At 40.1% G+C, this 12,606-nt stretch carries 12 protein-coding genes and 1 riboswitch; of the genes, 6 read left to right on the top strand and 6 right to left on the bottom strand.

The genetic code is table 11. The features are described 5' to 3' along the window. The 5 genes from Q9Q35_RS05420 to Q9Q35_RS05400 form a co-directional block, all read right to left on the bottom strand. Positions 1-710 (bottom strand): MFS transporter (locus tag Q9Q35_RS05420; RefSeq protein WP_304652490.1); only part of this gene is annotated, 710 nt, incomplete at its 3' end. Positions 711-1,402: 692 nt separating this feature from the next. Continuing rightward, positions 1,403-2,089, bottom strand: a complete 687-nt coding sequence (locus Q9Q35_RS05415) for a 2,3-diphosphoglycerate-dependent phosphoglycerate mutase (RefSeq protein ID WP_035448552.1) — start codon at positions 2,087-2,089, stop codon at positions 1,403-1,405. A gap of 83 nt (positions 2,090-2,172) precedes the next feature. Then, on the bottom strand, positions 2,173-3,363 hold the full coding sequence (locus Q9Q35_RS05410) for a MalY/PatB family protein (RefSeq protein ID WP_304652489.1): 1,191 nt from the start codon (positions 3,361-3,363) through the stop codon (positions 2,173-2,175). Beyond that, positions 3,356-4,414, bottom strand: coding sequence for an AI-2E family transporter (locus tag Q9Q35_RS05405; protein ID WP_304652488.1), 1,059 nt, complete (start codon positions 4,412-4,414; stop codon positions 3,356-3,358). Before Q9Q35_RS05405 ends, Q9Q35_RS05410 begins: the two co-directional genes overlap by 8 nt. A 118-nt stretch (positions 4,415-4,532) precedes the next feature. Continuing rightward, entirely contained in the window at positions 4,533-5,570 is a 1,038-nt protein-coding gene (locus Q9Q35_RS05400; RefSeq protein ID WP_304652487.1) for an aldose epimerase family protein, read from the bottom strand. A 321-nt stretch (positions 5,571-5,891) separates the two neighbouring features. On the opposite strand from Q9Q35_RS05400, the gene Q9Q35_RS05395 reads away from it, so the two are divergent. Next, entirely contained in the window at positions 5,892-6,197 is a 306-nt protein-coding gene (locus Q9Q35_RS05395) for a hypothetical protein (RefSeq protein WP_004050454.1), read from the top strand. A gap of 229 nt (positions 6,198-6,426) precedes the next feature. Here Q9Q35_RS05395 and galE read toward each other — a convergent pair whose 3' ends face one another. Further along, positions 6,427-7,422, bottom strand: a complete 996-nt coding sequence (gene galE, locus Q9Q35_RS05390) for a UDP-glucose 4-epimerase GalE (RefSeq protein ID WP_304652486.1) — start codon at positions 7,420-7,422, stop codon at positions 6,427-6,429. A 163-nt stretch (positions 7,423-7,585) separates the two neighbouring features. Between galE and Q9Q35_RS05385 the strand changes: the two genes are divergently transcribed. The 5 genes from Q9Q35_RS05385 (at position 7,586) to Q9Q35_RS05365 (ending at position 12,575) form a co-directional block, all read left to right on the top strand. Continuing rightward, positions 7,586-8,323, top strand: a complete 738-nt coding sequence (locus tag Q9Q35_RS05385) for a GntR family transcriptional regulator (protein WP_304652485.1) — start codon at positions 7,586-7,588, stop codon at positions 8,321-8,323. A gap of 43 nt (positions 8,324-8,366) precedes the next feature. Further along, positions 8,367-8,455: riboswitch (TPP riboswitch) on the top strand. A 52-nt stretch (positions 8,456-8,507) separates the two neighbouring features. Beyond that, positions 8,508-9,074, top strand: coding sequence for an ECF transporter S component (locus tag Q9Q35_RS05380; RefSeq protein ID WP_304652484.1), 567 nt, complete (start codon positions 8,508-8,510; stop codon positions 9,072-9,074). Continuing rightward, positions 9,074-10,471 (top strand): ATP-binding cassette domain-containing protein, encoded by a 1,398-nt coding sequence (locus tag Q9Q35_RS05375; RefSeq protein ID WP_304652483.1) that lies wholly within the window; start codon positions 9,074-9,076, stop codon positions 10,469-10,471. The genes Q9Q35_RS05380 and Q9Q35_RS05375 overlap by 1 nt, the downstream gene beginning before the upstream one ends. Continuing rightward, positions 10,468-11,133: an ABC transporter permease gene (locus Q9Q35_RS05370; RefSeq protein WP_304652482.1), complete on the top strand. Its 666-nt coding sequence runs from the start codon at positions 10,468-10,470 to the stop codon at positions 11,131-11,133. The genes Q9Q35_RS05375 and Q9Q35_RS05370 overlap by 4 nt, the downstream gene beginning before the upstream one ends. A gap of 215 nt (positions 11,134-11,348) precedes the next feature. Continuing rightward, positions 11,349-12,575 (top strand): acetate/propionate family kinase, encoded by a 1,227-nt coding sequence (locus Q9Q35_RS05365; RefSeq protein ID WP_304652481.1) that lies wholly within the window; start codon positions 11,349-11,351, stop codon positions 12,573-12,575. Positions 12,576-12,606 lie beyond the last annotated feature (31 nt).

Genomic DNA, 12,606 nt, shown 5'->3' with positions numbered 1-12,606 from the left:
TGATCTTTAATATACCCAGGAAGAGCAGTTGTAATAACATTTGTCCCAATAAATGGAATATAGAGTACTATCCCTAACAAAAGTAACCATTTTTCCTTGAGAAGATATGGAAAAAGTTTTACTTTTTCATCAACTTTGATTTTATTTTGTTTAGAATACTTAACTGCTGAAAAAATAAGTAACGAACTTACAAATAAAATGATCCCTATCACTAAAATATTTTCAAAACCCACATAGCGATACAATATTCCTGAAAATAAAGTTGCAGCTAATAAGCCAACTTGCATTGAAATTTCAGCAAATGAATTGATCTGTAAGGTATTATCTTCTGCCGTAAAACTATTTAAAATATCTTTTGATGCTGGAAAATACAGATTCCAACCGATCCCCCCACTTAGTGCCAATAAATAGATCGCTAATTTCTTATCTAAATTCATTTTAAAAAGTACCAAAGCCAGTACAATAAAAAATATTCTAAAACAATACGAACTTATAGCTAACCATTTAGCGTTTATACACTTAAGTACTCCCATAGCGATTAGAGAAATAAACATCCCCGCAACAACGTTTATATTAGCAACGATCGCTATCAAACTATTTGAATGGTAAATATCAATGATATACCAATTTAGTGCCACTAAAATCATCCCTGCACCCAACTGTGAAATGATGTCACTGGTAATAAAGAGTCTAAAATTTTTCTTCATCATCAGATCACGCTCCTTTTAGATCGCTACATACGTCACATGAGTAATAGCAATAATGATACTAAAATATTATATTATATTTTGATAACAAAAAAAACTATCTAAACATAATATAAAACTTAGCGCAATTAATTTACAATACTATGCATAGGGAAAAACTATCTGCAGACACCATAGGAGGGGGAAAATAATATATGTATAAAAAACTTTTTAAATTTGTGATCGTATGCTTTACCATACTCTCACTGAACCTTTCAATTACACCTGCACTAACTGTAAAAGCTAGTGAATTAAAAATAGGTCTAACATCTTAAAATAATTCTTTTTCTGAATTATCAAAAGACTCCATGGTTCAATTATTTACAGCAGTCGAGAAACTTCCAGATCAATTACTTCAAAAAGGATGTTGTTCATGAGATTTAAAGTTTTACAAAAAGTTCAAATCGTGTTGCTTTTCGTTTTTCTCAGCTTACATTTTTTATTGCATACTTTCAACTTTCATCCAGAACTTTTGCTTACCATCACATTTAGTATGACATTTTTGGAAAATGATCGCTCATCACTTTTTCTCTTCAGTTGCCTTATGTTGATGACATTATCTACGGTTGTTTATTTCATCGCTAGCATAACATAGATTATGCAAAAAAGCGTGCTCTCGCAGTGAGGGCACGCTTTTCTTATCAGAAAAACTAAGATTAAAGCTTTTCTTTGGAGACAATGTTCAAGTTGTCGTCCAATTCATAAACAACTGGTTGACCTGTTGCCATTTCAACGTCCATGATGTCTTCATCAGAGATGTTTTCAATGTATTTTGTCAAGGCACGTAATGAGTTACCGTGTGCGGCAACGATAACGTTCTTGCCATCTAACAAGTCTGGAGCGATGTTGTCTTCCCAGAATGGGATAACACGTTCCAATGTGACCTTCAAGTTTTCACCGCCAGGGATGATACGTGGGTCTAATTCTGCGTAACGACGATCGTTTGCTGCAGAGCCTTCATCGTTTGCATCCAATAATGGAGGCAATACGTCGTAAGAACGACGCCAGATGTGAACTTGTTCGTCACCGTATTTTTCAGCTGCATCAGCTTTGTTCTTGCCTTGTAATGCACCGTAGTGACGTTCGTTCAAGCGCCATGATTTTGTTTCAGGGATCCATAATTGGCCTGATTCTTCAAGTGCGAAGTGCAAAGTCTTGATGGCACGTGTTAAAACAGATGTGTAAGCTTGATCAAATTCGATCCCTGCTTCTTTTAACTTACGGCCAGCTTCCTTAGCTTCACGTTCGCCTTGTTCACTCAAGTTGACGTCTACCCAACCTGTGAAAAGGTTCTCTAAGTTCCATTCACTTTGTCCGTGACGGATAAATACTAATTTTGCCATTTAGTAAAAACCTCTTTCTTATGTTTATGATACAAAGATAATTTTACACTGAAATCCAAAAAATTGATAGTGCTTTAGTGAATTTAGCGTTGATTTTCATCTAAAGCTTTCAACAAAGCAGTCACGGCACGCTCGATATTTTCAGGTGTCGTTGCTAAGTTGATCCGAATATGCCCTGCACCAGAAGCGCCGAACCAATCACCAAAATCGACTGCTAAGCCAGCTTTATTTTTTACAAAGATCTCTAATTTAGCTGGATCCACAACTGCACTAAGATCGATCCACATTAGATATGTTCCTTCTAACGGTGAGATAACGATCTGTGGATAAGCTTTAGTTAGATTTTCTTTTGTATAGTCATAGTTAGCTTGGATCGTTTCCAATAGACCTTTAAGCCATAAAGCACCATGTTCATAGGCAGCCGCAGCAGCTACCTTACCTAAAATACTGCCGGCTGGAGCAGCCAAACGTTCAATTAACTTATCATAGCGTTGACGCATCTGTGGATTAGGGATGATCACATGACTGTTTTGAAGAGCTGCCATGTTAAAGGTCTTCGATGGAGCATCGACAACGACTAAATTATCACGATACTTGCCTTCACTAACTTCTAAAGCTGAAACAAATGGTTTATCTGTCAACAAAAGGTCATGATGGATCTCATCTGCGATCACGAGCACTTGCTTTTGGCGACAAAGTTCAAGCAGCTCAGCTAGTTCTGCTTCAGACCAGACACGTCCGACCGGATTATGTGGTGAACATAAGATCAATAACTTCACTTGCTCTTCAGTGATCTTTTCTTCGATATCGGCTAGATCCATTGAGTAGACCCCAGCTTCATTCTTGAGATCAGAAACGACTAATTTACGCTCATTATTTTCGATGACTTTCATAAATGGATAATACACCGGTTGCAAGACCAAAACAGCGTCATCTTTTTGAGTCAATAAGTTGACTAGCGTGCTCAAAGATTGCACGACACCTGTACCAAAACGCATCCATTCGCGATGCAATTCGATCCCATAACGTTCTTTTTGCCATTTGAAATAAGCTTCAAAATACGCATCTGGTGTTAATGAATAGCCAAAAGCACCATGGGCGATCCGTTTTTTCATAGCTTCAAGCGCTTCTTTTGGTGCTTTAAATTCAGTATCAGCGACCCAAAGTGGCAATAGATCTTCTGCATCAAAATTTTCTTTTAAATTATCCCATTTGACCGAATCAGTATTTTTGCGGGCAACAGCATATTCTGCTAAAAATTCTTGCTTATTCATTTTTACGCTCCAACTTTCTAACTTTCTTCAAACGTTCACTCTTTGAATGGACCGGTTTTACTCCTAAAACATCTAGCATAAAGGTAAAGATCGGGATCCCCACGATCAAGCCCCAAACACCAAAAAGATGTTCCGCAACAAATAAGACGACAAAGGTGTAAAACATCGGTAATTCCGTACGGCTAGCCATGAATTTTGGATTTAAAACATAGGCTTCCAAAGCATGAACAACGACCAGCATAATAACAATATATAAAACATAGCGCAACCCACCGACCGAATAGCCGATAAACATCATCGGGAACGCGGAAATGATCACCCCAGCCACAGGGACTAAACTCAAAACAAAGACCATGATCCCTAAGCTTAACAGTTGGGGCATGTTCATGATCGCTAAACATATCGTGGTGATCACCGTATTGACGACTGCGATCACAAATTGAGCTTCAAGTACGACCCCAAAAGTATTCACAAAAATCTTGGCAAAATGATAAATATCTTCAAATAACCACGCAAATGGTCCACTCAAAAAGCCTTTAGAAAAACGATATAGATCATCTTTTTCGATCGTAAAAAAGAAACTCAACAGTAACGACATCACAAATGTAAACCCGATCGAACCCAAACTCTTAAGGTAGCCTAGCGCGATCCCAAAACCTCCCTTGAACTGTTGCATGATATCGATCTTACCAAAGTAGCGGTCGATATAGTGGATCAGATCTTGCGCTCCATGTGGTGGATGCTGATAAAAACTCAGTAGTGAATTGATCATCGCTTCAGTTTGGATGGCGAGTTTAGGTACATAGATCGTCACTGCCAAGTAGATAAAACCGATAAACAATAGATAGGTCGCGATCACGATCAATTGCGATGGGATCTTCACATACCGCCGAATGTAATTTGTCAACTGTACAACTAGAAACGTAAAGATAAACGTCAGCAAAATGATGCTGATCAAGCTACGTAAAGCATACAAAACACCAATGATGCCTAGTAAGACGACAAACCGTCTCAAGGAGACATTATTGATAAACTTTTTCCAAAGATCCATAAACTTTCCCCTTACTTAAAGATAATAATTTAAGTATACCATTAATACTTGATAAGTGTAGTAGGTAAAATAGACCCAAAAAAAGACCGTGCTTTTATAAAACACGGTCTTAAAATAGCTATTTGATCTTATCGTATGCAAATTGGATATGATATGAACGCTTACCGTTCTTTGGCAAGATGATATCACCAAAGTTTTCTTGATTGATCGCATCTGGCAAAGTTTGAGCTTCAAGCGCTAAGCCTTCACCTGGGATCGCTGGTCTACCTTGATCACGTGAGAACTTGATCTCAGTATCTAAGGCTGGCATATTATACATTACCAAGCCGTTGCGATCGGAATCGATCGTGATCTGGCGTCCGCTGTCTTCATCACGTAAAACAGCGATCGGTTCTGTTCCTTTCCCTGGCTGGTTGACTACAAAAGCATCATCAAAGCCATCAGCTTCATCAGCTGCCACTTTGACATTACGGAAGTCTCTAAAATCAAGCGGAGTATCTTCAACATCTTTGACCCGTCCGGTCGGGATATTATTTTCACCCGTCTCTAACGTTGCACTGCTGTTGATCTTAAGTGAGTGACTGGAAAGATCTTGGCGATCGCTCAAATTGAAGTATACATGGTTTGTTGGGTTGAACAAACTATCCTTTGAACCACCTAATGCACTAAAGGAGATCGTCACTTTGTTATTGTTATTTAAAGTATAGATGATCGTTGCCAAAATATTTCCTGGGAAACCGTCCATTTTCTCAGTGATCTTCTTTTGGAAAATAACACTCACACTATTTTTATTACGTGAAGTGGTATAGTTCCAGTTATAAGTGCTAAATCCGTTTTGGCCCCCGTGTAACGTATTACCGTTTTCATTTTGTGGCAATTGAACTTGTTCTCCGTTTAATTCACACTTACCTTGGGCGATCCGACCAGCAACACGACCGATCGCTTTACAGATATTTTGTGCGTTGGCATAGTAATCTTTTGTATGATCAAAACTCAATAATAAGTTCTTCTTACCCGCACCACTTGGAACGTTAAAAGCTTGCCAAATTGCCCCCATCGTCAAGCACGAGATCTCGACTCCGTTATCATTGACCAAAGTGATCTGAGTCACCGTATGTCCATCATAGGTATCAAGCTCTTTTCTAAAGATATCCATCAAAAATCTCCTCCAAATCTCACCTATAAATGCGTTATTTCAATACTTTTATTTTACCGCATTTACACTTTTATTTAAAGCGCTTGCACAGCTGTTTAGCGACTTTTTAAAACTTCAAAAATTGGTATAGTTTGCATATTTACCCTTAAAATAACCTTAAGCATTGAGGATAATCCCTTAGATCCCCGCTATTTAGAGTACTCAAATAATGATTTCTACTGATTTGCTTATCAACGAATGTAAAACGCTTGCAAAAAATTCTGATCCATAGTATGGTATAGACGTTGATACAACCAAAGATTTTTCTAGGAGGGGCTTTATATGACTGAAACAGTAGTTGAAAAAATCGAATCACGACAGAACCACAGTAAAGCATGGCGTTTATCTGATAAGGAAAGCGGTTGCTTTTTAGATGTGACCTTTAATATTGATCTTGAAAAAACGATGAAAGAGCAACGTAACTTCTCCTTTTCTCGCTTTGTCTCAGAACAATTGAATGAGCTTTCAAAAATGGTCCCTTCACTCACAAGTAATTATAGTTTGGCGATCGATCGCGCAGCTGTTGGTCCAGCTTACTTGCCACTAGATAATGCCAAGGCAAAACCACTCTTGACCCAACTTGCCTAGATCATATCAGGAAATGTCTACTGGCATTTCTTTTTTTGTGGTCGTAACGTGCAATTTTGAGCAGAGACAACCGACATTGTAATACAAAATACGCATTAGTTATGTAGCCGTAACGTGCAATTCAGAGCAGAGACTAGTAAATAAGAGTCCCCAACATCGTAATGCGTATTTTGCATTACGATGTTGGGGACTCTTATTTATACGTCTCTAAACGCTCTGAATTGCACTTCTATTTGTCATCGTAACCGTTTGGATGACTTGAATGCCATGCCCAAGCTGTTTCGATGATGCGTTCAATGTTGTCAAATTCTGGCTTCCAGCCTAAGATCTCACGGGCTTTGTCAGAACTTGCGATCAAGGAATCCGGATCACCGCCACGTCTTGGGGCGATCTCAGCTGGGATCTCTTTACCCGTTACCTTGCGAGCTGCTTCAACGATCTCAAGGTTGGAGAAACCTGTCGAAGAACCTAGGTTGAATGCATTAGACTCATTTCCCTTACGCAAGTAATCTACCGCTAAAATATGAGCATCCGCTAAGTCAAATGGGTGCACATAATCACGCACGTTCGTTCCATCTGGCGTGTTGTAATCATCACCAAAGATCTGCAACTTATCACGCTTACCTTGAGCTACTTGTAAAACGATCGGGATCAAATGCGTTTCTGGGCCGTGATCTTCACCGATCGAACCATCCGGCTTAGCCCCCGCCACGTTGAAGTAGCGCAATGCGACAAACTTTGTCCCATATGCTTCATCTGCCCAACGCATGATCTTTTCCATCATCAACTTGCTTTCACCATAAGGGTTGATCGGAGCTTGGGGGTCACTTTCCATGATCGGCATCTTTTCAGGAATACCATAAGTTGCTGCAGTTGATGAGAAGACGATATTTTTGATATCAAATTCATTCATAACTTCTAACAACTTGATCATCCCAGCCGTATTGTTATCAAAATACTTCAATGGCTTTTTCATTGATTCTGCGACCAATGAGTAAGCTGCAAAGTGGATCACTGCATCGATCTCAGGATTTTCTGTAAATACCTTACGCATGAAATCTTGATCTGCAAGATCGCCTTGATAAAACTTAGCCTTATCATTGACTGCAGCCCGATGACCTGTCACTAAGCTGTCAACTACTACAACATCTTGGCCTTGGTCTACTAAACGGTCAACTGTGTGTGAACCGATATAGCCAGCGCCACCTAAAACTAAAACTGACATTTTATTTCCTCCCAGCAGATGAGTTTCAATTCTCTCAAAGATATTCTACCATTTATTTGCCAAAATAGTTAGTAAAATTTTAGTAAAACCCATATTATTTTTTATTTCTTGTTGTTTTAGTCTTCTTGTGGTTAACTAGAATTTAATAAGAACTAGTGAAAGGGTGAGAACTACGGCCGAACTTATTTATAAACAGATCATCTCTGATCTCAAACAAAAGATCTTTGATCATGAATTCCCGGATATGAAACTACCCGATGAACGTACGCTTGCCAGTCAATATGATGTTAGTCGTAGCTCGATCAAGCGCGCTTTGAATCGTATGGCAAATGACGGGATCATCTTCAAAAAAAGAGGTTCAGGAACTTTTATCAATCCCCTATATCTCAAAAATGAATCGGTCTTCAACTACGAAGAAGGTTCTAACTTAGGGGTCACTGATAACTTCCAAATGGACGGGAAAAAACCCAAGGTCAAAGTCCTAAGCTTTGACGTTGAACGTCCTAGTGAAGAATTACAACGCGATCTCTTCTTAGATCCAGAAGATTTTGTCTACAAGATCGTGCGCTTACGTCTCTTTGATGACCAACCATTTATGATCGAAACAGGCTATATTCCGATCAAGATCGTGCCTAAATTAGATCAACAAACGATCAAAGGTTCGATCTTTAACTATATGCAAGATAAGCATAATCAATCAGTCACTAAATCATTTCTCTCAGTTTTTGCAGAGCCATCAACGCCTAACGATCGTGAATTATTAGGTTTAAATGAATACGAACCAACTGGGATCATGGAAGGTGTCTTTTTCTTAGATAACGGCACACCGTTTGAATATTCACACATGCGTTTCCACTATAAATATTTGAAATTCAATACCTTTGTCAGTGTTGCGCAATAAGCATAATATTTTACAGCTCACATAAATATTGCTATACTGTGAGCGATATAAGCTGGGGTGCCGTTTGGCTGAGAAATACCCATATCACCTGATCTGGTTAATACCAGCGGAGGGAGCTTAGCATTTTTTCATGCGCCCAAACCACCACACCCCTGCTTATATAATCTAAGCAGGGGGTTTTTGTATGCAAACATATGATCCAAATTCAACAAAACAACATTGGCAAGTCAAAGACATTATCTTTCTTGCTCTCTTAGCTGCCTTTTTTGGTTTGATCTATCAAGGTGCAAGCTATCTATACTATGCTTTAGCTGCGACTTTTCTCAAACCTTATGCTAATGATCTGATGCTTGGGATCTGGCTGATGGCAGGGCCACTGGCAGCGATCTTATTGAAACGTCGGGGGGCTGCTTTTTTAGGCGAATTTCTCGCTGCGACCGCAGAAATGTTGCTCTTTTCCAGCTGGGGCGCTGCTAACTTGATCACTGGTGCTTTGCAAGGAGCAGCTAGTGAATTAGGCTTTTTGACTTATGGTTATAAAAATTTTGGAAAAAAAGCGCTGACTCTATCTGTGATCTTTTCAGCTATCGTGACTTTTTGTTGGGACTATTTCCAAAGTGGTTATCAGGCCTATCCACTTTCGATGTTATTGACTTTATTTGGTATTCGGCTACTCTCTTTAGCCTTTTTTGATGGCATACTTATCTACCAGATCGCACAACTCGTCTCAAAAGCTAAGGTGCGCGTCTAATGGTCAAATTAGAACTTAGAGAGCTGACTTTTAGCTATCCAGATCGACCACCACTCTTTAAAAAACTAGATTTTTGCGTCGAACCCCAAACTTGTAGCTTATTAGCAACTCCTTTGGGTAGTGGTAAATCGACCTTCTTTAAATTGCTTTGTGGACTATATCCTCAATTTGGCGGACAGATCACCCATGGCGGCGTATTTTTAGAAAATCAGCCCCTCGAACAGATCGTGCCTTTTGAGCGAGCTAAACGTATCGGTATGCTATTTCAAGATCCTGACAAACGCTTTTGCATGGCAACTTTAGACCAACAATTGACCTTTGTCCTTGAAAATTTACAACTGCCGGCCAAACAGATCGCTGCCAAAAAACAACGTATCTTGCAAGAATTAGAACTAACTACGCTCAAAGATCGCCAACTCTCTACGCTGTCAGGTGGCCAAAAGCAACAAGCTGCCCTTGCCTGTGTACTGGCGACCGAAAGTAAGATCATCTTACTCGATGAACCCTTTGCTAACGTTGATCCGACCAGTAAAAACAAACTATTAAAGCTATTATTGAAATTAAAAAAGCAAGGCAAGACTTTTATCATTGCTGATCATGCCCCCAGTGGCTACCAAGATCTGCTTGATTTTGCCTATCACTTCAATGCTGATCACAGTCGCCTCATCAAGTTCGACTTGCCCAAATTGACGTTGAGCTCCCCTGCTCCTCTGAGATCGCGACCGTTAAAACCCGGGAAATTGACTTGGAAACAACTCAGTTTGACTCGAGGTAAAGATCTATTATTGAAACCACATGACTTTACACTTCCAAAAGGACAACTCGGGCTGTTGAGCGGTGCAAATGGTGTGGGTAAGTCAACTTTATTTCAAGCGCTTTGTACCCTCATCCCATATCAAGGAAAGTTGAGCTATGACGGTCAACGCCCACCACATTTTTTCAAACAGCGCTGGGCAAAAAAAGTCGGACTCATGCTCCAAGAAGCAACGGTGCAATTTAGTTGTGCGACCGTTAAAGAAGAACTCACACTTGTCAGCCACAATACTTTAGCGCCCCACTATTGGACAAAAGAGCGGTTCGCTCATGCAAAACAGGTCCTTGGATTAGATGAACTTGAGCACTGCTCTGTTTATCAACTCTCCGGCGGGCAGCAACAAAAGCTCCAATTTTTAAGTGTTTTAGCAATGGGACAACCGGTCTTACTTTTAGATGAGCCTTTTGCCAATCTCGATCAAGCTAGTATCCAGACTTGCTTGAATTTACTCAAAGACAGTTGTCGATCTGAACAGACCGCTGTCTTGTTGACCTCGCATCAACGCGTAGGGATCACTGAACATTTGGACTATGAACTTGTTTTTGAAGAACAGACGTTAAAGCTAGAAGGAGACAAAAATTGACAAAATTTCGCTTAGACCCTACGATCCAAGTTATTCTCATGCTTGGTCTAGGGATATTACTCGCTTTTGCTCATGTTTTATGGCTAAATATCACTCTTTGCTCCCTATGCTTGCTTTATCTTGCTAGTCAACGCGTAGCTTTCAAAAAGCTTTGTTTCATCTTATTGATCAGCTTGCCCCTTGCTTTTGGAACTTGGTGGTCCTTTATCGCCTTTAGTCAAGCAAATGCTTTGGCCAATGCTGCCCTGTACACCAGCCGGCTTTATTGTTATTTATTGTTAGGCTGTTGTCTGCTTTTGACTACGAGTTTAGAGGAGATCTTATTTAGCTTAGTCTTACATCTCAAGCTCTCCCAGACCTTTGTTTATGGCTTTTTAGCCGCTTCCAACATGGTCAGCTCTTTACAAAAGCAATTACGCTCGATGCGTTATGCTGCTTTGAACAAACAACAGCCCTATCATTTTTATGCACCCGCACTCTATTTAAAATTGATCGTGACTTCCCTACAATGGTCCGATGCGCTAGCACAAGCAATGCGGGTCCAAGGCTTTTTAGAGGGCTATCCGCGAACCTTTAGCTTTCAAGATCACCTACCTAAGTGGCAATGGGGCTTAGCTGTGATGCTCATCGTTTTATATGGCTTTTTAGCTTTTTTAAATTAAATCCAAGTGAGTTTGTGAGTTAATTACTTTAAGCAATGGGAACACTGTGATGCAATAGACGCATCACAGTGTTCCCTTTTATTACTAGACGTTACATTGGCGGACACATTTTCACTATGATAGCTCATCACTTCACAAACTAAAGCGTTTACATCGAATGCTAGTTAGCTTATGATAGTAATGGATTTAACTATATGAAAGGGGTTTACCTCACTATGGAAAAAACGTTGATCATCAACTCTGGTAGTTCCAGTTTAAAATTCAAATTATTTGCGATCCCCAACGAAGATGTTTTAGCAAGCGGGCTGATAGACAGGATCGGGATCAAAGGCTCTAGTGTGACCGTCAAATATAACGGGCAAAAATATCATCAAGAACTGCCGATCCCAGATCACGCTTTTGCCGTTGATCTCTTGTTGAAACTTTTGGTCGAACTTCATTTGATCAAAGACTTAAACGAGATCACCGCAGTCGGCCATCGTGTTGTGGCTGGGGGCGAATACTTCGATCATTCCGTCGTTATCGATGATGATGTGATCCAAAAGATCGCAAAGATCAGTGATCTAGCTCGTTTACACAACCCAGCTAATCTTCTAGGTATCAAAGTCTTCAAAAAACTTTTGCCAAATGCTTTAGCTGTCGCTTCCTTTGACACCGCCTATCATCATTCGATCCCAGAAAAAAATTATCTCTACAGCGTACCATTTGAATGGTACGAAAAATACGGCGTTCGGCGCTATGGAGCTCACGGGATCAGTCACCGTTATGTCGCTCGCCAAGCCGCTGCGTTAATGCACGAACCACTCAAAGATCTCAAATTGATCACTTGTCATTTGGGGGCTGGTTCTTCTTTATGTGCTGTCAAAGATGGAAAGTCTTTTGATACAACGATGGGCTTCACACCACTAACTGGGGTCACGATGGCTACTCGTTCAGGTGACGTTGATGTCGAACTAGTCACCTATATGATGAAAAAACTAAACATCACCGATCCAGAAGAAATGATCTCGATCTTAACGAGACGATCTGGACTTTTGGGGATCTCAGGCGTCTCATCTGATATGCGTGATGTCATCGCCGCCAAAGATGCAGGCAACAAACGCGCTCAGATCGCTGTTACGCTCTTCGTTAAAAATATCGTACGCTATATCGGTCAATACTATGCCGAAATGAAGGGCTTAGATGGGATCGTCTTTACCGCTGGGATCGGGGAAAATTCCGATGTGATCAGAAAATCAGTCTGTGATGAACTTGAATTTATGGGCGTCAAACTAGATGATACGCTCAATTCTAAGGGTGAAGAGGGTTTTATCACTAAACCTGATTCTAAGATCGCTGCTTTGTTAGTTCCGACTGATGAAGAATTGATGATCTCACGTGATATCGAAGTGATCAAGCTCCAAGAACAAAAAGAAATTTCGGGCAAAAAGCCTTTATTATAGGCATTTTCTCTCTAAGTTTCAACTTTGGTAC

The organism is uncultured Ligilactobacillus sp., from assembly GCF_948826705.1.
GTDB lineage: Bacteria > Bacillota > Bacilli > Lactobacillales > Lactobacillaceae > Ligilactobacillus.
Note: the sequence above shows the minus strand (reverse complement) of the source record. Positions and strands in the feature narration are given on the sequence as shown.

Bases quoted from the DNA above. Each gene is read 5' to 3' on its own strand.
- Q9Q35_RS05400 (WP_304652487.1), bottom strand. From the start codon at position 5,570: ATGGATATCTTTAGAAAAGAGCTTGATACCTATGATGGACATACGGTG.
- Q9Q35_RS05405 (WP_304652488.1), bottom strand. From the start codon at position 4,414: ATGGATCTTTGGAAAAAGTTTATCAATAATGTCTCCTTGAGACGGTTT.
- Q9Q35_RS05395 (WP_004050454.1), top strand. From the start codon at position 5,892: ATGACTGAAACAGTAGTTGAAAAAATCGAATCACGACAGAACCACAGT.
- Q9Q35_RS05365 (WP_304652481.1), top strand. From the start codon at position 11,349: ATGGAAAAAACGTTGATCATCAACTCTGGTAGTTCCAGTTTAAAATTC.
- Q9Q35_RS05410 (WP_304652489.1), bottom strand. From the start codon at position 3,363: ATGAATAAGCAAGAATTTTTAGCAGAATATGCTGTTGCCCGCAAAAAT.
- Q9Q35_RS05380 (WP_304652484.1), top strand. From the start codon at position 8,508: ATGCAAACATATGATCCAAATTCAACAAAACAACATTGGCAAGTCAAA.
- Q9Q35_RS05415 (WP_035448552.1), bottom strand. From the start codon at position 2,089: ATGGCAAAATTAGTATTTATCCGTCACGGACAAAGTGAATGGAACTTA.
- Q9Q35_RS05375 (WP_304652483.1), top strand. From the start codon at position 9,074: ATGGTCAAATTAGAACTTAGAGAGCTGACTTTTAGCTATCCAGATCGA.
- galE (WP_304652486.1), bottom strand. From the start codon at position 7,422: ATGTCAGTTTTAGTTTTAGGTGGCGCTGGCTATATCGGTTCACACACA.